This is a genomic window from Myxococcus faecalis, assembly GCF_050039385.1.
GTDB lineage: Bacteria > Myxococcota > Myxococcia > Myxococcales > Myxococcaceae > Myxococcus > Myxococcus fulvus.
Window position 1 is genome coordinate 7,015,814 of record NZ_CP144336.1, and the last position, 20,584, is coordinate 7,036,397.

General features: G+C 70.4%; 19 protein-coding genes. 8 read left to right on the forward strand and 11 right to left on the reverse strand.

Annotated features, from left to right (window positions below; genetic code table 11):
* Positions 1-54 precede the first annotated feature (54 nt).
* Positions 55-528, forward strand: a complete 474-nt coding sequence (locus VZQ01_RS28155) for a hypothetical protein (RefSeq protein WP_426745189.1) — start codon at positions 55-57, stop codon at positions 526-528.
* Between the two features lie 3 nt (positions 529-531).
* Here the strand turns inward: VZQ01_RS28155 and VZQ01_RS28160 are convergent, their stop codons facing one another.
* Positions 532-1,131, reverse strand: a complete 600-nt coding sequence (locus VZQ01_RS28160) for a histidine phosphatase family protein (RefSeq protein ID WP_426745190.1) — start codon at positions 1,129-1,131, stop codon at positions 532-534.
* 84 nt (positions 1,132-1,215) lie between these two features.
* Here VZQ01_RS28160 and VZQ01_RS28165 point away from each other — a divergent pair, with 84 nt between their 5' ends.
* On the forward strand, positions 1,216-1,629 hold the full coding sequence (locus VZQ01_RS28165) for a hypothetical protein (RefSeq protein ID WP_426745191.1): 414 nt from the start codon (positions 1,216-1,218) through the stop codon (positions 1,627-1,629).
* 27 nt (positions 1,630-1,656) lie between these two features.
* On the forward strand, positions 1,657-4,053 hold the full coding sequence (locus VZQ01_RS28170; protein ID WP_426745192.1) for a YfhO family protein: 2,397 nt from the start codon (positions 1,657-1,659) through the stop codon (positions 4,051-4,053).
* A gap of 51 nt (positions 4,054-4,104) precedes the next feature.
* Here the strand turns inward: VZQ01_RS28170 and trpA are convergent, their stop codons facing one another.
* Genes trpA through aroF form a run of 6 tightly spaced genes read right to left on the reverse strand, consistent with a single transcriptional unit; the run spans position 4,105 to position 9,605 of the window.
* Positions 4,105-4,896: a tryptophan synthase subunit alpha gene (gene trpA, locus VZQ01_RS28175; RefSeq protein WP_426745193.1), complete on the reverse strand. Its 792-nt coding sequence runs from the start codon at positions 4,894-4,896 to the stop codon at positions 4,105-4,107.
* Positions 4,893-6,098 carry a tryptophan synthase subunit beta gene (trpB, locus tag VZQ01_RS28180; RefSeq protein WP_141333160.1) on the reverse strand — a complete coding sequence of 402 codons (1,206 nt, stop codon included), beginning with the start codon at positions 6,096-6,098 and terminating at the stop codon, positions 4,893-4,895. The genes trpA and trpB overlap by 4 nt, the downstream gene beginning before the upstream one ends.
* 5 nt (positions 6,099-6,103) lie before the next feature.
* Positions 6,104-6,742: a phosphoribosylanthranilate isomerase gene (locus VZQ01_RS28185; protein ID WP_426745194.1), complete on the reverse strand. Its 639-nt coding sequence runs from the start codon at positions 6,740-6,742 to the stop codon at positions 6,104-6,106.
* Positions 6,739-7,497: an indole-3-glycerol phosphate synthase TrpC gene (locus VZQ01_RS28190; protein WP_223748394.1), complete on the reverse strand. Its 759-nt coding sequence runs from the start codon at positions 7,495-7,497 to the stop codon at positions 6,739-6,741. Before VZQ01_RS28190 ends, VZQ01_RS28185 begins: the two co-directional genes overlap by 4 nt.
* 59 nt (positions 7,498-7,556) lie before the next feature.
* Positions 7,557-8,573: an anthranilate phosphoribosyltransferase gene (gene trpD / locus VZQ01_RS28195; protein ID WP_426745195.1), complete on the reverse strand. Its 1,017-nt coding sequence runs from the start codon at positions 8,571-8,573 to the stop codon at positions 7,557-7,559.
* Positions 8,574-8,579: 6 nt separating this feature from the next.
* Positions 8,580-9,605 (reverse strand): 3-deoxy-7-phosphoheptulonate synthase, encoded by a 1,026-nt coding sequence (aroF, locus tag VZQ01_RS28200; protein ID WP_046715901.1) that lies wholly within the window; start codon positions 9,603-9,605, stop codon positions 8,580-8,582.
* Positions 9,606-9,779: 174 nt separating this feature from the next.
* Here aroF and VZQ01_RS28205 point away from each other — a divergent pair, with 174 nt between their 5' ends.
* The gene (locus VZQ01_RS28205) at positions 9,780-11,045 is read left to right on the forward strand and encodes an NAD(P)/FAD-dependent oxidoreductase (protein ID WP_370641866.1); all 1,266 of its coding nucleotides are present in this window, start codon (positions 9,780-9,782) and stop codon (positions 11,043-11,045) included.
* Positions 11,046-11,230: 185 nt separating this feature from the next.
* Here the strand turns inward: VZQ01_RS28205 and VZQ01_RS28210 are convergent, their stop codons facing one another.
* The 3 genes from VZQ01_RS28210 to VZQ01_RS28220 form a co-directional block, all read right to left on the reverse strand.
* Positions 11,231-12,166, reverse strand: a complete 936-nt coding sequence (locus tag VZQ01_RS28210) for a hypothetical protein (RefSeq protein ID WP_223748395.1) — start codon at positions 12,164-12,166, stop codon at positions 11,231-11,233.
* 146 nt (positions 12,167-12,312) lie between these two features.
* Positions 12,313-14,280 carry a molecular chaperone HtpG gene (htpG, locus tag VZQ01_RS28215; RefSeq protein WP_426745196.1) on the reverse strand — a complete coding sequence of 656 codons (1,968 nt, stop codon included), beginning with the start codon at positions 14,278-14,280 and terminating at the stop codon, positions 12,313-12,315.
* Positions 14,281-14,429: 149 nt separating this feature from the next.
* Positions 14,430-15,230, reverse strand: a complete 801-nt coding sequence (locus VZQ01_RS28220; protein ID WP_223781614.1) for a carbohydrate-binding protein — start codon at positions 15,228-15,230, stop codon at positions 14,430-14,432.
* Positions 15,231-15,408: 178 nt separating this feature from the next.
* On the opposite strand from VZQ01_RS28220, the gene VZQ01_RS28225 reads away from it, so the two are divergent.
* From VZQ01_RS28225 to msrQ, 4 genes are all read left to right on the forward strand, one after another.
* A complete protein-coding gene (locus tag VZQ01_RS28225) occupies positions 15,409-17,133 on the forward strand; it encodes a DUF8614 domain-containing protein (RefSeq protein ID WP_426745197.1) in 1,725 nt (574 codons plus the stop codon).
* Between the two features lie 79 nt (positions 17,134-17,212).
* Positions 17,213-17,989: a fatty acid desaturase gene (locus tag VZQ01_RS28230; RefSeq protein ID WP_426745198.1), complete on the forward strand. Its 777-nt coding sequence runs from the start codon at positions 17,213-17,215 to the stop codon at positions 17,987-17,989.
* 6 nt (positions 17,990-17,995) lie between these two features.
* Entirely contained in the window at positions 17,996-18,985 is a 990-nt protein-coding gene (gene msrP / locus VZQ01_RS28235) for a protein-methionine-sulfoxide reductase catalytic subunit MsrP (RefSeq protein ID WP_223748400.1), read from the forward strand.
* Positions 18,986-18,989: 4 nt separating this feature from the next.
* Positions 18,990-19,616 carry a protein-methionine-sulfoxide reductase heme-binding subunit MsrQ gene (gene msrQ / locus VZQ01_RS28240; RefSeq protein ID WP_426745199.1) on the forward strand — a complete coding sequence of 209 codons (627 nt, stop codon included), beginning with the start codon at positions 18,990-18,992 and terminating at the stop codon, positions 19,614-19,616.
* Positions 19,617-20,030: 414 nt separating this feature from the next.
* Here msrQ and VZQ01_RS28245 read toward each other — a convergent pair whose 3' ends face one another.
* On the reverse strand, positions 20,031-20,513 hold the full coding sequence (locus VZQ01_RS28245; protein WP_046715893.1) for a response regulator: 483 nt from the start codon (positions 20,511-20,513) through the stop codon (positions 20,031-20,033).
* Between the last annotated feature and the right edge of the window lie 71 nt (positions 20,514-20,584).

Consider the following 20,584-nt stretch of genomic DNA (forward strand, 5'->3'; position numbering starts at 1 on the left):
GCCCTTCCGGCGACCGAGGCTCCATCCAGGAGTCGGCGCCGGGAGGAGCCCACGATGAACGTGCGAAGTGCGGTGTCTCGCGGTCTGGTCGCGATGTTCGGCGCGCTGGTGCTGGGCGCGTGTGGTGGGGAGCCGTCCGCCGAGGCTGGCGCGGGCGTCCCGATGGACGAGGCGGAGCTGACCACGGTGGACTCGTCGCTGGGCCAGTGCCCGGGTTACGACTCCTGTGCGAACTGGTCCCCCTGGTACGCGGTGGGGGGCAGCTACTGCGGCGCCAGCTCCACGTGCGGCACGCGCTGGGTCTGCGAGGAGGATCCCTGGGGCTGTCCGAACGGCGTGGCTCCCGAGCCGACGGTGTCCAAGGATGGCCAGGAGCTGCTGCCCCCGTGTTGCGGCATCCTGTACCGCGAGCCGCTCCCCGCGCTCTACGGTACGCAGGAGCGCTACCGCGTGTGCTTCAACCCTGCCGGTGCGTCGTGCACCGACTACGAGCAGACCAGCGGCGGGGTGTTGAGCTGCGGCTGCTGAGCTTCACGGCTTGAGATGGGTGGTGTCGTTCCAGCCGGCGAGCGCCGGCTGGGCGGCATCCGGCCCGTCCGCGCCGAGCACGCTGATGGAGCCGGTGCTCAAGAGGAACAGGCGCCCGTCGGAGGGCGCGAGCCCCAGCCACCGCGCTCCGAGCACTCGCAGGAAGTGGCCGTGGGAGAAGATGAGGATGTCGCCCGTCTGCTGACGCAGGTCCGCGATGACGCGGTCCGCGCGAGCGCCCACCTGCTCCGCCGTCTCCCCGTTGGGGACGCCGTCCTTCCACACGGTCCAGCCGGGATGCTCCACGCGAATCTCCGCGCCGGTGCGGCCCTCGTGGTCGCCGTAGTCCCACTCCATCAGGTCGTCGCGGCGCACGGCCCCTTCACCGTAGCCCGCGAGCGCGCAGGTCTCGAACGCGCGGCTCAGGGGGCTGGTCCACACCTGGGCGAAGTCCCATGCGCGCAGGGGCTCACCGAGCTTTTCCGCCATCTTCCGCCCGGCCTCGAGCAGCGGGACATCCGTGCGCCCCGTGTGCTGACCACCCCGGCTCCATGCCGTCTCTCCGTGACGAACGAGCACCACCTGGGGACCGCGCGTTTTCATAGGGGGCGGATTGTGCCACCCGGCGAGGGCTCGGCGCGCGTTTCATGAAACACGCGGTGGCGATCGGACAGTAGCCTCGTGTCCATGCACTCCCTTCGTTCGATTCCCCCTGTGTCGTTCGTCCTGGCGTCGTTCCTGGCGCTGACGCTGGCCCTGCCCGGACATGCGCAGTCCGCCGCGGCGAAGGGCGGCACGGACGGCACGATGTTGCTGACCATCTTCATGAAGCACGACCAGGGCAAGACGCTGGAGGAGATCAACGCGCACCTGGACCGCACGGGCTTCCGCAAGAGCTTCCCGCCTCCGGGCGTGGAGGTGGTGTCCTGGTACGTGATGATGGGCGTGGGGCAGGTCGTCACGGTGCGCCTGCCTCCCGAGAAGCTGCGCGAGGTGAACCTCGCGTTCGAGAAGGGCGCGTGGGGCGCGTTCCGCACGGAGTTCTACCCGACGTACGATTACCGGCCCATCTGGGAGAAGACGCGCTCCGCCACGCCGTGAGCGGGGTTGGGTATGCTCGGGGCTCGCGTGTCTTCTCCTGAGCCTCCCGCCCCCTCCCTGCCTCCGAGTGTTCCGCCGCGTGACGCGCGGGTGTCCCAGTACGTGTTGCTGGTGGCGTGCGCGTCGGCGCTGACGGCGCTCTACTTCTCCCGGGTGTTCGCCACCGGCGAGATGTTCAGCGCGCGCGACTCGCTGTACGTCTACCTGCCGGCGTTCCATTACTGGCGCGAGGCGGTGCTGGGCGGGCGGATTCCGGAGTGGCTGACGCTGGATGGCTTCGGTCAGCCCTTCGCCGGCACGCTGGTGGTCGCGCCGTTCCATCCGAGCAAGCTGCTGTACCTGCTGTTCTCCCTGCACCACGCCTTCAACGCGAACATCCTGCTGTGCTTTCCGGTCGCGCTGCTGGGGGTGTATGCGTTGACGCGACTGTGGGAGGTGCCTCGCGCGGGGGCGTTCCTCGCGGGGATGGCGTATGCCTTCAGCGGCTACCTGGTCTGCATCACGAACAACCTCTGCTACCTGATGGCCGCGGCCACGGTGCCGTGGGCGCTGTGGGCCACGGAGCGTCAGCTCCGCGCGCCAGGGGCGGGGAGGTTGCTGGCCGCGGGGTTGTTGCTGGCGTTGGTGCTGCTCGCGGGGGACGTGCAGGCGTTCAGCGTGACGTATGGGTTGGTGGTGCTGCTGGCGGTCTCGTCGCCCGTGGACTCGCGGCGGGCTCGGCTCGGGTCCGTGTTGGCGGTGCTGGGCGTGGGGACGCTGCTGGCCTCGCCGCAGTTGTTCTCGTCCGTGGCGTTGATGAAGACGGCGCAGGCGGGAGGCAGGACGCTCGACATCGCGCAGGAGTACGCGGTGCATCCGCTGCGACTGCTCGAGCCGTTGCTGGGGGCGTATCTGGAGATTCCGGACGAGCGGCCGGACGTGACGCTGGCCATCGTCACGAAGCTGGCGCCCTCGGGATTCGCGAGCTTCTGGGTGGGGTCGCTGTATCTGGGTGTGCCCGTGCTGTTGCTCGCGGCGGTGGCGGCGTGGGTGAACCGCCGCTCCCGGAGGTTGTGGCTCTGGGGCGGTGTGTGGCTGTTCGTCGTGGGGCTCTCGTTGGGGCCCGCGCTGCCGCTCTACGAGGCGATGTACACGTGGGTGCCTCCGTGGCGCGTGTTCCGCTATCCGTCGAAGCTCGTTCCGTTCCTGGGGCTGGGGGTCTGTTTCCTGGCGGCCCTGGGGTGGAAGCACGTGTTCGAGGGGGAGGGCCGGCGGGTGTTCCTCCGGCTCGCGGCGGTGGTGGGCGTGGGGTGTCTGGTGCTCATCGTGGGCGAGTCCCTGGGGCGGGGGTTCACCGCGTTGCTGCTGGTGCCTCGCTGGCCGGAGATGCCCGGCGAGCTGCGCGAGCTGTTGTCACAGCAGTTCGTGCTCGTCAGTGGGGTGGCGCTGGTGAGCGCGGTGCTCTGTGGGGGCGGGGTGTTGTGGACGCGTGGGCGCGCCGGGGTGTTGCTGGTGACGCAGTTCGTGTCGGGCTTCGTGGTGGGGTTCGGGAGCTACGAGCTGCTCACGCCGGAGGTGCTGTCCACGCCGCCTCCGTTCGCGGAGCACATCCTCGCGCAGCCTCGTGAGGATTCGCGGGTGCCCATCCGGGTGGCCTCGCACTACGACGTCGCTGGCGTGACGTCGCTCATCCCGGGGATGGATGCGCGGCAGTGGCGCTCGCTCGTCGCGGCGCAGACGCTCATGCCGGACACGCCGGGGCTGTGGGGCATGGAGAGCGCGGATGGGACCCTGCCCGCCACGAGTCGACGGGTGCGTGCGGTCGTCTGGGAGGTGACGCCGTGGTTCCTGGAGCGCGCGCCGCTGTTCTCCGTCGCGTACACGGTGCATCCGCTCGTGGAGTGGCAGGCGCTGGAGGCGGCTGGGAAGAAGAACGCGGTCACGGACCGGTCCATCAAGGCGGTGTTGGTGGAGCACCCGGAGGTGCTGCCTCGGGCGTTCCTGGCGAATGCGCGCTGTGTTGAGTCGTACGAGGCGGCGATGCCGGGACTGGCGGACCCGCTCGTGCGTGCCGGACAGGTGGCGCTGGTCGAGTGTGGTGAGGCGGGGATTGTGTCCGGGGAGGTGGCCGCCGTAGGTGGGAAGGTGACGGTGGAACGCTACGAGGCAGAGCGTCTGGAGTTTGACGTGGAGAGTCCTCGCGACTCGGTGCTCATCGTGAATGACGCGTGGTTCCCGGGGTGGACGGCGACGGTGGATGGCGTGGAGACGCCGATTCTTCCAGCCAACGTCGCGGTGCGCGCCGTGCCCGTGAAGGAGGGGCGACACCAGGTGACGTTGACCTATCGGGATGCTGCTGCCCGGTGGGGACTGGGCGTCTCCGCGATGACGTTCCTGGGACTGCTCGGGTTCGCGGTGGCGCGTCGGCCGCGTGGAGCTTCGTGAGAGGGGCCACGGAGCACGGAGTGGTGCTTCCGTGCCCATGTGCCTTTGACCTCAGCGCTTCAGGCCGCGCTTGATGTCCGCGCACAGCGCCTTGACGGCCTGCGGACCATCCGAGTGCGCGGCGCGGACGAGCGCGCTGCCCACCACCACGCCATCCGCGTGCGCCGACAGCGTCCTTGCCTGCTCCGCGCTGGAGATGCCGAAGCCCGCCACCACGGGCACCGGCGACGCCTTGCGCACCAGGTCCAATCGCTGTGACAGGTCCGGCGGAAGCTCCGCGCGCATGCCCGTCACGCCCGCCACCGACACGCAGTACACGAAGCCGCGCCCATCCTTCGCGATGGCCTCGGCTCGCGCACGTGGGGTCGTCGGCGCGCACAGCGGAATCAGGTCCACGCCCGCCGCGTCGAACGTGGCGCGCAAGGCCTCGCTCTCCTCGGGCGGCAGGTCCGGCAGGATGGCTCCCGACACGCCGCGCTCACGCGCCAGCTTCGCGAACCGCTCCTCGCCCATCGCCATGATGACATTCACATACGTCATGATGACCAGCGGCGTCTCTGGAGCGCGCCGATGAACCTCCGGCACCACCTCGTCGAGCACCCGCTTGAGCGTGGAGCCCGCCTTCAACGCGCGCTCCGATGCACCCTGGATGACCGGCCCGTCCGCGATGGGGTCGCTGAACGCCACGCCCACCTCGAGGATGTCCGCGCCTCCCTCCACCATCGCAGTGAAGACCTCCACCGAGCGCGCCAGGTCCGGGTCTCCCGCCATCCCGTACGCCACCAGCGCGCCCTCGCCCCGAGCCTTCGCCCGCGCGAACGCCTTCGCGATTTCGCCGCTCACGCCTTCACCCCCACCGCCGGCGGAACCCCGCGCGCCGAAATCGTCGCGACGTCCTTGTCCCCTCGACCCGAGCAGTTGATGACCAGGTACTTGCCCGCCCCCAGCTCCCGCGCCAGCTCCCGGCCTCGCGCGAACGCATGCGACGTCTCCAGCGCCGGGAGGATGCCCTCCATGCGCGCCACCTCGTAGAACGACGCCAACGCCTCGTCGTCCGTCGCCGTGCGCACCTCCATCCGCCCAATCTTCGCCAGGTGCGCCAGCTCCGGCCCCACGCCCGGATAGTCCAGACCCGCGCTGATGCTGTGCGCCTCCTGAATCTGTCCGTCCGCGTCCTGGAGCACCAGCGAGCGCGAGCCGTGCAACACGCCCTCCGTCCCCAGCGTCAACGACGCCCCGTGCTGGCCCGAGTCCAGCCCGTGCCCACCCGCCTCCACGCCGATGAGCCGCACGCTCGCATCGCCGATGAACGGATGCAGCACGCCAATCGCATTCGAGCCGCCCCCCACGCACGCGACAATCGCATCCGGCAGCTGCCCGAACGCCGCCATCGCCTGCGTGCGCAGCTCCTTCCCGATGATGGACTGGAAGTCGCGCACCACCGACGGATACGGGTGCGGCCCCGCCGCGCTGCCGATGACGTAGTGCGTGTCCGAGACCTGCGACACCCACGTGCGCATCGCCTCGTTCATCGCGTCCTTCAGCGTCCGCGAGCCCGACTCCACCGGCCGCACCACCGCGCCGAGCGCCCGCATCCGGAAGACGTTGAGCGCCTGCCGCTCCACGTCCAGCGCGCCCATGTACACCTCGCACGGCAGCCCGAAGAGCGCACACGCGGTGGCCGTCGCGACGCCGTGCTGGCCCGCGCCCGTCTCCGCGATGATGCGCTTCTTGCCCATCCGCTTCGCGAGCAGCACCTGACCCACGGTGTTGTTGATTTTGTGCGCGCCCGTGTGCGCCAGGTCCTCGCGCTTGAGCCACACGTTCGCGCCGCCCCACGCCTCGGTGAGCCTGCGCGCCGGCGTCAGCGTCGTGGGCCGACCCACGAACTCACGCAGCACCCGCGCCACCTCGGCGTCGAACGTCGGGTCCGCCCTGGCGGCCGTATACGCCTCTTCCAACTCCATCAGCGCCGGGACGAGCGTCTCCGGCACGTAGCGCCCACCGAAGCGGCCGAAGCGGCCGGTGGAAGTCTCCGTGTTCATCCCTGTCACTCCCAGAGGTTGATGGACTTCGCGGACCGCACGAAGGCGCGCACCGCGTCCATGTCCTTGATGCCCGGGGCCGACTCCACCCCACTGGCCACGTCCACTCCGTAAGGCCGCGTCGCGCGCACCGCCTCCGCCACGTTGGAGGGCTTCAGCCCTCCCGCCACCAACACCGGCACGCCGCTGCCCGCCACTCCCGCCACCAGCGACCAGTCGAACCCCACGCCCCCACCGCCGTACCCCGGCGCCGCCCCGTCCAGCAGCAGCCCCGTCACGTCGCCCACCCCCACGTACGCCCGCGCCCGCGCCACGTCATCCGCGCCGCGCACCCGCAGCGCCTTGATGACCGGCACCCCGAACCCCGAGCAGGCCTCCGGTGGCTCGTCCCCATGGAGCTGCACGGCCGTGAGGCCACACTCCGTCACCGCCCGCCGGATGTCCTCCGCCGCCGCGTTGACGAACACGCCAATCAGCGCCCCCAGGGGCGGCCGCGTGCGCCCGAGCTTCGCCGCCGTGGCCAGGTCCAGATACCGGGGGGAGGGCGGATAGAAGTTGAGCCCCAGCGCGTCCACACCCGCGTCCCACGCGGCCCGAGCATCCTCGAGCCGCGTCACCCCACACACCTTCACCCGGACACTCACGGCGGCGTGCCTTCCTGTCCGAGCAGCCGCGTGAGCGCCCGTCCAGGCTCCGCGTCGCGCAGGAGCGACTCGCCCACCAGCACCGCGTCGGCGCCGGCCTCTCGCGCGGCGACCAGCTCCGTCACCGACTTGAGCCCGCTCTCCGCCACGAGCACGCGGGCCCGCGAGCGCAGCCTGGGCATCACCCGCAGCGCCGTGCCCACGTCCGTCTTCAACGTGGCCAGGTCCCGGTTGTTGATGCCCACCAGCTCCGCGCCCGCCGCCAGCGCCCGCTCGGCGTGCGCCTCCGTGTGCGCCTCCACCAGCGCGGCGACGTTCACCGCGCGCGCCGTGGCCAGCATCTCGCGCAGCTCACCGTCCTCCAGCGCGTCCGCGATGAGCAGCACCGCGTCCGCGCCCCACAGCGCGCTCTCCTCCACCTCGCGCGCCGCGACGAGGAAGTCCTTGCGCAGCACCGGCACCGACACCGCGGCTCGCACCGCGACGAGGTCCTCCAGCGCGCCTCCGAAGTCCGGCCCATCCGTCAGCACGCTGATGGCGCTGGCGCCCGCGGCCTCGTAGGCCCTCGCCACCGCCACCACATCCGCGTGCGGAAACGCCCCGCCAGACGGACTCTTGCGCTTCACCTCCGCGATGACGCTCACGGGACGCCCGGCTGCTCGTCGCAGCAGGCCGCCCGCGAAGTCACGCGGCTCGGGACGGGGGCGCGGCGACAGGGGCGGCCGCTCCGCCAGCTCCCGTCGCTTGCGCGCCATGATGAGGTCCAGCGTCCCCGGCGCGACCGGAGACGACGTGCTACCGCGCTGGTCCCCGCTCACGACACGGCCCCATGGATGAGCGAGGCGAGCTTGCGCGACGCCGCGCCCGAGTCGATGGCGTGCTCCGCCTTCTTCACGCCCTCGCGCAAGTCGTTCGCTTGCCCGACCACGACGAGCGACGCCGCCGCGTTGAGCAGCACCGCCGTGCGCAGCCCGGAGCGCTCACCGTCCAGCAATGCGCGCAGCCGCTTCGCGTTCTCGTCCGCGTCACCGCCAGCGATGGCCTCGCGCGGCACCACTTCGAGCCCCGCGTCCTCGGGCCTCACCGTGAAGCAGCGCACGGTGCCGTCCTCGCGCAGCTCCGCCACCTCGGTGGGCGCGCAGGGCGAGATTTCATCCAGCCCGTCGTGGCCGTGCACCACCCACGCGCGCCGGCTGCCCAATCGCCCCAGCACTCGCGCCGTCTGCTCCACGCGCTTGCCGTCGAAGGTGCCCAGCAGCTGATAGCGCGCGCCGGCCGGGTTGGTCAGCGGCCCCAGCAGGTTGAACATGCTGTGGAAGCCCATGTCCCGCCGGGCCTGCGCCACGTGCTTGAGCGCGCTGTGATGCGAGGGCGCGAAGAGGAACCCCACGCCGTATTCGTCGATGTCGAGCGCGACGCGCTCATGCGGCCGCTCCATGGACACACCCAGCGCGGCGAGCACGTCCGCGCTGCCGCACCGACTGGAGACCGCGCGGTTGCCATGCTTGGCCACCGTCACCCCCGCCCCGGCGGCCACGAAGGCCACCGCGGTGGAGATGTTGAAGGTGTGCGCGCCGTCCCCGCCCGTGCCGCAGGTGTCGAGCACCACCTGCGCGCGCGGAGACAGCTTCGCCGCGCAGGCCCGCATGGCCTCCGCGGCGCCGAGGATCTCGTCCTCGGTCTCACCCTTCATCTTGAGCGCCGTCGCCAGCGCCCCCACTTGAGCAGGCGAAGCCTCGCCCGCGAGCATCAGGCCCATGACCCGGGCCATCTCCTCGCGGGTGAGGTCGCGCCGGCCCACCACCTTGCCCAGCGCTTCCTTGAGGGTCATCGCGCGCTATCCCAACCGCACGACTTCACGGCCCATGGCCTGTGCAATCGCCCGCACTTCGTTCATGGACTTGTCGAACTCGGAGAAGTCCAACGACTGGGCGCCGTCCGACTTCGCGCGCGGCGGGTCGGGGTGCACTTCCACGATGATGCCGTCGGCGCCCACCGCCACCGCCGCCCGCATCATCGCCGGCACCGCCTTGCGCACGCCGATGCCGTGCGAGGGGTCCACGAAGACAGGCAGGTGCGACAGCTGCTTGAGCATGGGCACGGCGTTCAGGTCCAACGTGTTGCGCGTCATCGTCTCGAACGTGCGGATGCCGCGCTCGCAGAGGATGACCTGGGTGTTGCCGCGCGCGACGATGTACTCGGCCGCCATCAACAGCTCCTTGATGGTCGCGCTCATGCCGCGCTTGAGCAGCACGGGCTTGCGCCGCTCGCCCACCGCCTCCAGCAGGCTGAAGTTCTGCATGTTGCGCGCGCCAATCTGGAGGATGTCCGTGGCGTCCGCCACCGCGTCCAGCGTCGCGGTGTCCTTCACCTCGGTGGTGACGAGTAGGCCCGTCTCCTGGCGCGCCTCGGCCAAGAGCGCGAGGCCGTCACCCTTGAGGCCCTGGAACTCGTAGGGGCTGGTGCGCGGCTTGAACGCGCCGCCGCGCAGCATGGTGGCGCCCGACTTCTTCACCGCGTGCGCGGTCGACAGAATCTGCTCGCGCGACTCCACCGAGCACGGCCCGGCGATGACGTGGAAGGACGCGCCGCCGATGGTGAGGTTGCCCACGCGCAGCTGCGTGTCGTCCGGCTTCACCTCACGGCTGACGAGCTTGAACGGCTGGGAGATGGAGACCGCGTCCGCGACTCCGGGCAGCACTCGGAAGGGTTCGGGCTCCACCGCGCCGGGGTTGCCGGTGATGCCGATGGCCGTGCGAGTGCCCCCTGGAATCGCGTGCGGTTGCCAGCCACGGCGGCGGATCTCGTCGTTCACACGCTCGATGTCCTGGGCCGTCGCGTCTGGTCGCATCACGATCAACATGGGGTAACCCGCCTTCTCTCCACTCAGGTGACGCCGGGAAGCCCGGCGTTTCGAGGCTCTTGCATGTGGCGCCTCGCCTCCCAGTTCTGCACAAGTGTTCGCTCCCGAGCAACCCGGACGACGGTACGGGTTGCGGCCCGCGCGCTCGCCGCACCAGCATGGAGGGGAGCCAGCGTGGATGTGGGAGAGCGCGTGTCGAACCCGGACGTCATCGTCGTGGGCGCGGGTCTCGCGGGGCTGGCGTGCGCGCGAGCGCTCGTCCAATCCCGCTTGAAAGTGGTGGTCCTGGAAGCCGGGGATGCTCCCGGTGGCCGCGTCCGCACGGATGCTCATGAGGGCTTCCTGCTGGACCGTGGGTTCCAGGTGTACCTGACGGCCTACCCGGAGGGGCGGAAGCTGCTCGACCTGGAGGCGCTGAGGCTGCGGCGCTTCATGCCGGGCGCGAAGGTGTGGCGACAGGGGAGGCTGTGCACGGTGGCGGACCCGCTGCGTCAGCCGGTGACGGCGCTCTCGCACCTGCTCGACGTGCCCGGGACGTTCGGCGACAAGCTGCGTGTGCTGGAGCTGCGGCAGCTGTCGCGCTCGGGCGAGGACGAGGACGTGTGGCTGCGTCCCCAGCGCACCTCGCGGCGCTACCTGGAGGAGCTGGGCTTCACGGAGGAGATGGTGGAGGGCTTCCTGCGGCCCTTCCTCGCGGGCGTCTTCCTGGACCGCTCGCTGAACACGTCCAGTCGCTTCCTCGAGTTCGTCTTCCGGATGTTCGCCTCGGGCGAGGCCGGGGTGCCGGAGCAGGGGATGGGGGTGATTGCGGAGCAGCTCGCCGCGAAGCTGCCTCCTGTCGCGCTGCGCAGGCATGCACCCGTGGCCGATGTGTGGGGCCACCGGGTGCGACTGGAGGACGGGGAGATGCTGGGCGCGAAGGCGGTGGTGGTGGCCACGGACCCGCTGGCCGCGGCGCGGCTGCTCCCCGGGATGCCGGTGCCGATGATGAACGCGGTGACGTGTCTGTACTTCGCCGCGCCGGAGCCGCCGGTGGAGGGGCCGTGGCTGCTGCTCAATGGTGACGGGAAGGGCGTGGTGAACAACGTCGCGGTGATGAGCGAGGTGTCGCCCGCGTATGCGCCCCCGGGACAGGCGCTCGTGTCCGTGTCGGTGCTGGGCGTGCACTCGGATGAGGCCGCGTTGCGCGAGCAGGTGTGCGTGGAGCTGGCGGAGTGGTTCGGCGCCGCGGTGGCGGACTGGCGGCACCTGCGCACGTACTCGCTGCCGTTCGCGCTGCCGGCGCAGACGATGGCCGCGCTGGAGCCGCCGCATCGGCCGGTGCGACTGTCACCGGGGCTCTACGTGTGTGGTGACCACCGGGACAGCGCGTCCATCCATGGCGCGCTCGGCTCGGGGCGGCGCGCGGCGGAGGCGGTGCTGCTCGACATGGGGTTGTGATGGGGTGGGCTCGCGCGGCGAAGCATCCCTGCGCGATGCGCCGCGAATGGTGCGAGTGAACGCGAAGGTGCCGCGCGGAGAGCACACCATGGAGGCGCGCCCGGCTCTCCAGCGCATGAAGCCACCGTCGGTTGTGAAGCAAGCCGCCGCGCACGTCAGCCGCGCGCGGCGTCACGGACCTCGCTTCAGCGAGCGCCCTTCTTGCCCTTGCGCTTCGTCGCCGCGCGAGCGGTCTTGGTCTTCGCCTTGGCCGCCTTGGGCTTGCCGGACGTGGAGCGCTTCGCGCTGACCGCGGTGCCCCGGCGCTTGCCACCGGTCCGCTTGCTCGTCGCGGTGGGACGCCGACGCTTCGCGGCCTCCTCCGTGCGCTCCGTCCGGGCCACCTTGGCGGCCTGCTTCCCGCGCGCCTTGCCGCCCGCGGCCTTCTTCGCCCGCGCCGTACCAGCCTTGCGCGCGCCCTTGCGACGCGCACCCTTGCGTCCGCCGCTCGTGGCCTCGGTGGCCTCCGTCGCGGGGGCCTCGCTCACCACGGGCGCGGGCGCCACCTCGACCGCGCTCACCACCACCTCGGCCTGCACGGGCGCCGCGCTGATGACGGGCGCTGCCGCGCGGGCCCTCCGAGTCACGCTCCGACGAGGACCGGGAGTCGCCACGCGCCGGGCCCGCGCCGACGCGCCCAGGAGGCTCTGCGCCTCACCGGCCTCGTCCGCCCACTGCAGCGGGAAGTCGTCCGCGGTGAGCGGGCCCGAGGCGAGCAGCAGCGGCGCCGCCAGCTCGTCCGCGCCCGAGGCCACGGCGGCCATCGCGGTGACCAGGCTCAGCGTCGTGGGCGTCGCCCCACCCAACGGATAGAGCGCCACCGAGCCCATGTCGTTCCAGCCGACGACCAGGTAGCGGAAGGACTCCGGGTAGCGCGCGCGCAGCGTGCTCAGCACCAGCACGAAGGCATTGAAGCCACCGTCGTCGAAGCGCACCAGCCACTGGTTGCCGAGCGGCTGACGCACGCGACGGTGGGGCTTGCTGAGCTCCGCGCGGACCACTCCCTGGATGGCGGAGCGGACAGAGGCGTCCGCCGTCGGGAGGATGTCGCAAGTGAAGACGGCGAAGGAGGTCTGGGACATCCAGCCATCATTCCCTATCGCTCACAAGGCTGTCTAATTGTGCGCCGGCGAATCGCGCGAAAGGCGGCGAAAGGCCCCTCCCGCGCCCGGTGCACGAGGACCTCCACCCCTCGCGAGTGGAGGCCCTTTCACCCCAGTACCGTGCCCTAGCTCGCTGCCTGCGCCGGGGCCTCCGCCTTCGGCGCGTCGGGCACCGGCGCCTTCACCGCCTGCCCCGCCACCTGCGTGAGCAGCGTCGTCAGCCGGCGCGCGAAGCGGTTCGGGTCGGAGATGGTGCTGCCCTCGGTGAGCAGCGCCTGGTCATGCAAGAGCTCGATCCACTCGGCCACCTGCGCCTGGGCCGGGTCCTGGGCGTGGAGCGTCTTCAGGTGCTCGATGACCGGATGCTTGGGATTGACCTCGAGGATGCGCTTCACCCTCGGCATTCCCTTACCCCGCTGCTGCAGCAGCCGCTCCAGGTACGCGGGCGAGCCGCCCTCGGGGACGACCAGGCACACCGGCGAGTCCGTGAGCCGGTCCGACACGCGCACCTCGCGCACCGAGTCCTGCAGCACGTCCTTCATCCGCGACGTGAGCCCCTTGAGCCCCTCGCTCTTCTCCTCGTGCTCCTTTTTCTGCTCGTCCGTGGACTGCAGCTTCAGGTCCGCCTGGAGCGCGGACACCAGCGGCTTGCCCTGGAACTCGCGCAGGCCCTGCGCCGCCCACTCGTCCACCGGGTCCGTCATGAAGAGGACCTCGTAGCCGCGCTGCTTGAGCGCCTCCAGGTGCGGGCTGTCCTCCACCGCCTTCCGGGACTCGCCGTAGATGTAATAGAGCGCCTCCTGGCCCTCCTTCATCCGCGACACGTAGTCCGCCAGGGACGTGAGCCCCTCGTCGCGCGAGCTCTCGTAGCGCAAGAGGCCGCCCACCTTGTCCTTGTGCTCGGCCTCGGTGGCCAGCGCCTCCTTGAGCACCGTGCCGAAGGCCTTCCAGAACGTCGTGTAGTCCTCGGGCTTGTCCTTGGCGAGCTTCTCGAGCAGGTCCAGCGACTTCTTCACCACGTGCTTGCGGATGGCGCGCACCACCTGCGAGTCCTGCAGCAGCTCGCGCGACACGTTGAGCGGCAGGTCATCCGAGTCGATGACGCCGCGCACGAAGCGCAGCCACTGCGGCACCAGCTCCTCGCAGCGGTCCATGATGAACACGCGCTTGACGAACAGCCGCACCCCGCGCTGCTGCTGCGCGTTCAGGTCGAACGGCGGGTTCTTCGGCAGGAAGAGCAGCCCGGTGAACTGCTGGTTGCCGTCCGCCTTGAAGTGCGTCCACGCGAGCGGCTTCTCCCAGTCGTGCGTCAGGTGCTTGTAGAACTCCTGGTACTGCTCGTCGGTGATGTCCGACCTGGCGCGCTGCCACAGGGCGCTCGCCTTGTTCACCACCTCCAGCGAACTCTCCGTCTTCGCGTCGTCCCCCGTGCCCGTCGTCTTGGTCACCTGGAGCTTGATGGGGTGGCCGACGTAGTCGGAGTACTGCGTAATCAGCGAGCGCACGCGCCACTCGTCCAGGAACTCCTTCTGGTCCTCCTTGAGGTGGAGGATGACGGAGGTGCCCCGGGCCGCGCGCTCGGCGGGCTCCACGGTGAAGGTGCCGTGCGCCTCGGACGTCCACTTCCACGCCTGGCTGTCCTTGCCGGCGGCGCGGCTGACGACCTCCACGCGGTCGGCGACGAGGTACGCGCTGTAGAAGCCCACGCCGAACTGGCCGATGAGCTGCATGTCCTTCTGGCCGCGCTGGGTCATCGCCTGGATGAACTCGCGCGAACCGGAGTGGGCGATGGTGCCCAGGTTCTTCACCAGCTCGTCGTGCGACATGCCGACGCCGGTGTCCTCGATGGTGAGGGTGTTCTTCTGGGCGTCAGGGATGATGCGCAGCTCCAGCTCCGGCGCGTCCGCGAGCAGCTCCGGCTCCGTAATCGCGCGGAAGCGCAGCCTGTCGAGCGCGTCCGAGGCGTTGGAGACCAGCTCCCGGAGGAAGATCTCCTTGTGGCTGTAGAGCGAGTTGATGACCAGGCTGAGGAGCTGGTTGATCTCCGCCTGGAAGGCGTGGGTTTCCCGCTGGGGGGAAGCGTCGACGGTCATGGGTTCAAGGCCTCCGGGGCGCCCCGTGTGGGCGCGAAGCGTCGTCTCCCCATAACCATGCAAACCGGCCTGTCGAGGGCCGTCGCCCGAATGCCCCCCGGCGGGCCCGGCGCTGGACGGCCAGGCCCCCGGGTCGGCCCTCGGGAGGGCTAGAGGGGAGGGTAGATGGGCGGGTAGTTGTAGCCGAAGTTGTTGTCCCAGTACGTCTGCCCGTTCACCTCGTACCGGATGTAGTACAGCGGCGTGCCGGACACGGCCGGGATGCGCGCCTGCCAGCGCTCCACGCCGTACGCGTTGGGGCTGGAGATGTACGCGTAGCCCACCGAGTAGCCGGGGACGAAGGACGCGGCGACCTCGTGGGACGTGGCCCAGTTGTCCGTCGTGTACACCACCGTGACGCTCTTGGTGTAGGCGAGGTTCTTCACGTCGATGCCGATGTCCACCTCACCCGTGGGCTGCCAGTAGCTGCTGCCCACCAGCACGTTGGCTCGCGGGAGCAGCGGCCCGTTGGTGCGCACCAACTGGTAGTTGGCCCCGCCGTTGTTGTCCCAGTACGTCTGGCCATTCACCGTGTACTTCGCCACGAACTCCAGATCGCGCGTGGGCTGCGGGGACGTGCCCCAGCTCTGGTACTGCCGCGTCACCTTCCACAGCTCGTGGCCCGCGCCCGCGTCGCCCGCGTAGCTGGCCTCCAAATCGAGCCACGTCCCGTCCGGCTGCTTGTCATGGATGGCGACCTGCTTCTCGTAGGCCAGGTTCTTCACCACCAGGAGGTAGGTGACGTCCTGCCACGTCTGCCCATAGCGGCTGCTCACGGTGCTCACCGCCTTGAGCAGGCGCACCTCGTCCGCCGCCAGCGCGGAGGAGGAGAACAGCCCCACGCACAGGGCCACCAGCAGCCCCGGCAGCGCGCCCCGGCGGGCCAAGGGGTCGGTTCGAGTCGTCGTCATGAGAAGTCCTCGCGTGCCCGGGTTGAAGGGCACCTGGGTTGCCCGGGAAATCCAGGCTTGCGCATGTTGTCAGCCGGCTCCGACGCGCGCCGCCAAACCGTCCTGGCTGGAATGTTCCGATGCGTACAGGAGCACGGGAGCGCTGGGAGGGGGCGCGACGTTGGGGTAGGGAAGGGCCATGAACCGAACCCTCCTGTCCGTGCTCGGTGCGGCGATGCTGTCCGGCTCCGCCCTCGCCGCCGAGCACGCCGCCGCCCCCGTCGCCCTGCCCGACGCCGCCGAATTGCAGCGCCTCACCGCGCGCTTCGCTCCGGTGGAGCTGAAGGTGGACTTGAAGGCGCTGCCCGCCAACGAGCGGCAGGCGCTCGCGCGCATCGTCCAGGCCTCGCAGTTGATGGACGCGCTCTTCCTGCGCCAGCGCTGGGCGGGCAGCGAGACGGTGCTGCTGGGGCTCACGCGGGACGACTCGCCGCTGGGCCGCGCGCGTCTGCACGCGTTCGTGTTGGACAAGGGCCCGTGGAACAGCCTGGACGAGGGGCGGCCGTTCCTGCCGGGTGTGCCCGCGAAGCCGGAGGCCGGCAACTTCTATCCGGCTGGCGCCACCAAGGAGCAGGTGGAGGCGTGGGTGAAGTCGCTGCCGGAGGCCCAGCAGAAGGAGGCCACGGGCTTCTACACCACCATCCGCCGGGGCACCGACGGCAAGTTCGTCTCCGTGCCGTACAGCATCGAGTACCAGGGTGAGCTGGCCGAGGCCGCGCGCCTGTTCCGCGAGGCCGCGCAGCTGACCAAGCAGCCCACGCTCAAGGCGTTCCTGGAGTCGCGCGCGGACGCGTTCGGCTCGAACGACTACTACGCGAGCGAAGTCGCGTGGATGAAGCTGGACGCGAGCATCGAGCCCACCGTGGGGCCCTACGAGGTCTACGAGGACGGCTGGTTCAACTACAAGGCCGCGTTCGAGGCCTTCGTCGGCCTGCGCGACGACGCGGAGACGCAGAAGCTCGCGAAGTTCGGCGACCACCTGCAGGACCTGGAGAACCACCTGCCCATCGACGCGAAGCTGCGCAACCCGAAGCTGGGCGCGCTGGCCCCCATCCGCGTCGTCAACAGCCTGTTCTCCGCCGGTGACGCCAACCGGGGCGTGCAGACGGCCGCGTACAACCTGCCCAACGACGAGCGCGTCACGGAGGCCATGGGCTCCAAGCGCGTGATGCTCAAGAACGTTCAGGAGGCCAAGTTCCAGCGCGTGCTGGTGCCCATCGCCAAGGTGGCGCTGTCCGCCAAGGACCAGCAGGACGTGGCCTTCGACGCCTTCTTCACGCACATCCTGATGCACGAGCTGATGCACGGGCTGGGGCCGCACAACATCACCGTGGGCGGCAAGGCGACGACGGTGCGCCAGGCGCTCCAGGTGTCCTCCAGCGCGCTCGAGGAGGCCAAGGCGGACATCTCCGGCCTGTGGGCGCTGCAGCGGCTGATGGACACGGGGGTCATCGACAAGGCGATGGGCCGCACCATGTACACGACGTTCCTGGCCTCCGCGTTCCGCTCCATCCGCTTCGGCATCGACGAGGCGCACGGCAAGGGCGTGGCGCTGCAGCTCAACTACTTCCTGGACTCCGGCGCCGTGAAGGTCGCCGCCGACGGCACCTTCTCCGTCGTGCCGGAGACGATGAAGAAGTCCGTCACCGCGCTGACGAAGCAGCTGATGGAGATTCAAGCCAGGGGTGACCGCAAGGCGGCCGAGGCGCTCCTGGCGAAGATGGGCGTGATTCGTCCGCCCGTGCGCAAGGTGCTCGAGCGGCTCAAGGACGTGCCGGTGGACATCGAGCCGCGCTACGTCACCGCGGAGGAGCTGGTGCGCGAGGCCACCGCCCCCGCGGCCGACGCCGGCGTGCGGAAGTAGCCACGGCCGACGGCCCGCTCGCCGCGCCGGGGTGCTTTCCCGTGCGCGGCGGCGCCGTCATCCCCATGAGTCAGGTGAGATGGAGACCTCGGCCCGTCATCGCGCACCGCCGCTCGGCCCCTGGGGCGTCGTCATCGCGCTCGTCATCATCGGCGCGTGGGGCGCGCACCTGACGTGGATGCTGATGTCCCCGGGGTGGCTGCCCCTGGACTCGCCCCTCACGTGGATGCACGTCGCCTTCCAGGCGTGGCTGTGCACGGGGCTGTTCATCACCGGCCATGACGCCATGCACGGCACGGTGGCCCGCCAGGGCTGGGTGAACGAGGCGGTGGGGACGCTCGCCTGCTTCCTGTTCGCGGGGCTGTCCTACCGGCGACTGGTGCTCAACCACCATGCGCACCACCAGCACCCCACGGGCGACGACGACCCGGACTTCTCCACCCGCACCCAGTCCTTCTGGCCGTGGCTGGGGACGTTCATGGTTCGTTACACCACGCTGCCGCAGCTGGGGGTGATGGCGGCCAAGTTCAACGTCCTCGTCTTCCTGGGCGTGTCCCAGCCGCGCGTGCTGGTGTTCTGGGTGGTGCCGGCCGTGCTGGGGACGTTGCAGCTCTTCTACTTCGGCACCTACCTGCCTCACCGGCGCCCGGACACGCCGGACATGGCGCCGCACCACGCGCGCACGCTGCCGCGCAACCACGCGTTGGCCATGCTGTCCTGCTACTTCTTCGGCTACCACTGGGAGCACCACCAGTCCCCCGGCACGCCCTGGTGGCGACTGTGGCGCGTCAAGGATGCTCGCGCCGTGCCGCAGCGGGCGGGCGATGTAACGGCCGGGGACGCTGGGCCGTTATAAAGGGTCATGAGCGACAAGCCGCCCGTGGAGCCGCCCGGCTCCGAAATCACCTCCGAACGGCTCTACCTGCGCCGCCGGGACTTCCTGCGCAACGCGGGCCTGTTCACGGGCACGGCCGCCGCCGTGGCGGGGGGCCTGTACCTGCTCACCCGCAAGCAGCGCCGCTTCATGGACGCGTATGTCCCGGACGCGGGCGCCGTCACCGGGCCCGTGGTGAAGGCGAAGGGCGCGTTCGACACGGACGAGCCGCGCACCCCGTACGAGGACGTCACCACGTACAACAACTTCTACGAGCTGGGCCTGGACAAGAACGACCCGGCCCGGCTCGCGCACTCCTTGAAGCCCCGGCCGTGGACCGTCACCGTGGACGGGGAGGTGCACGAGCCGAAGACGGTGGACATCGACCAGCTGTTGTCCTGGTTCACCATGGAGGAGCGCGTCTACCGGATGCGCTGCGTGGAGGCCTGGTCCATGGTGATTCCGTGGCTGGGCTTTCCGCTGGCCGCGCTGCTCTCCCGGGTGAAGCCCACCAGCCACGCGCGCTACGTGACGTTCACCACGCTGATGGACCCGGAGCAGCTGCCCGGACAGAAGCGGCCGGTGCTGGACTGGCCCTACCTGGAGGGGCTGCGGCTGGACGAGGCGATGCATCCGCTGACGTTCATGGCCATGGGGTTGTACGGCAAGCAGCTGCCGGCGCAGAACGGCGCGCCGCTGCGGCTGGTGGTGCCGTGGAAGTATGGGTTCAAGGGGGGCAAGTCCATCGTGCGCATCTCGCTCACGCGCACCATGCCGATGACCACCTGGAACATGGCGGCGCCGCACGAGTATGGCTTCTACGCCAACGTGAACCCCGCGGTGTCCCATCCGCGCTGGAGCCAGGCCTCCGAGCGGCGCATCGGCGACTTCGAGCGCCGGCCCACGCTGCCCTTCAACGGCTACGGCGAGCAGGTGGCGCACCTCTACGCGGGCATGGACCTGCGCGAGAACTTCTGACGCCATGGCCTCGTCTCCCCATCCGTGGCTGAACCCCGCGCTCACCGTGGGCGGGCTGCTGCCCCTGGCGCTCCTGGCCGTGCAGGGGCCGCTGGGACAACTGGGCCCCAACGCCATCGAGGCGGCGCTCAACCAGACGGGGCTGCTCGCGCTGGTGATGTTGCTGGCGTCGCTGGCGTGTACGCCCGTGCGGCTGCTCACGCGGTGGACGTGGCCCGCGCGCGTGCGCCGCACGCTGGGGCTTTTGGCCTTCACGTACGCGTGCGCGCACCTGCTCACCTACGCGGTGCTGGACCAGGGGCTGGCGTGGCGGGCGCTGGGGGAGGACGTGGTGAAGCGGCCCTTCATCACCGTGGGCTTCACCGCGTGGGTGCTGCTGGTGCCGCTGGCCGTCACGTCCACGAACCGCTGGGTGAGGAGGCTCGGCTTCCCGCGCTGGCAGCGCTTGCACCGGCTGGCCTACGTGGCCGCGGTGCTGGGCGTGGTGCACTTCGTGTGGCGGGTGAAGCAGGACGTCACCGAGCCGCTCATCTACGGCGCGGTGCTCGCGCTGCTCTTCGCGGTGCGCGTGGGTGAGGCGATGCGAAAACGCCGGGCCCGCGCCGCTGCGGCGGCCCGTACCCCGGCGTGAGGTGAGGGCGGCTCGCCCGTCGTGCTGCTCGCGAGGTCTCGGGAGGAAGGCCTCCACCCGCTGAAGGGTTCGCGCTGCTTCAGTGGCGCGGAGCCTGACGCAAGGGCGGCTCGCCCGTCGTGCTGCTCGCGAGGCCTCGCGAGGAAGGCCTCCACCCGCTGAAGGGTTCGCGCTGCATCAGTGGCTCGGAGCCTGACGCAAGGGCGGCTCGCCCGTCGTGCTGCTCGCGAGGTCTCGGGAGGAAGGCATCCACCCGCTGAAGGATTCGCGCTGCTTCCGTGGCTCGGAGCCTGACGCAAGGTCGGCTCGCCCGGTGTGCTGCTCGCGAGGTCTCGGGAGGAAGGCGCCCACCCGCCGAGGAGCTCGCGCTGCTTCTGCGGCTCGGGCTCCGTCGTGAGGACGGGGCCCCAGGTGCTACTTGCGCGGCAGCGGGAGGATGGTGTCCACCAGCGTCATGAGCTGTGCGCAGCTCACCGGCTTGCGGACGAAGGCGCTGATGCCGGCCTTCTGACCCAGCGCGCGCACCTCGGCGACGTTCGGGTCACCCGTCATCATCAGGATGGGGACCTTGGCCAGCCGGGGGTTGGCGTTGGCGCGAATCTGCGCCGCGAAGTCGGCGCCGTTCATCCCGTCCATGTGGAAGTCGGTGAGGATGAGGTCGATGCCCTCCGCCTCGGCGACCTTCAGTCCCTCTTCGGCGGACTCCGCCTCCAGGAACTCGAAGTTGCGCGCCATGAGGTAGATCTTCAGCAGCGTCCGGATGGAGCGGCTGTCGTCCACCAGCAGCACGCGCTGCGGCGCGCCGCCCGTCGCGGTCCGGCTTCCACCAGGGCGCGCCGGGTCCGTCGTGGTGCGGTTGGGAACGGGCTCTGGGGAGGGAAGGGTACCGGCCTTCATCGGATCACGACCTCAGGTGGGGCTGTCCCCCTGCAGACCCAAGCATGTTGACGGAAGGACATGGCGAAGTC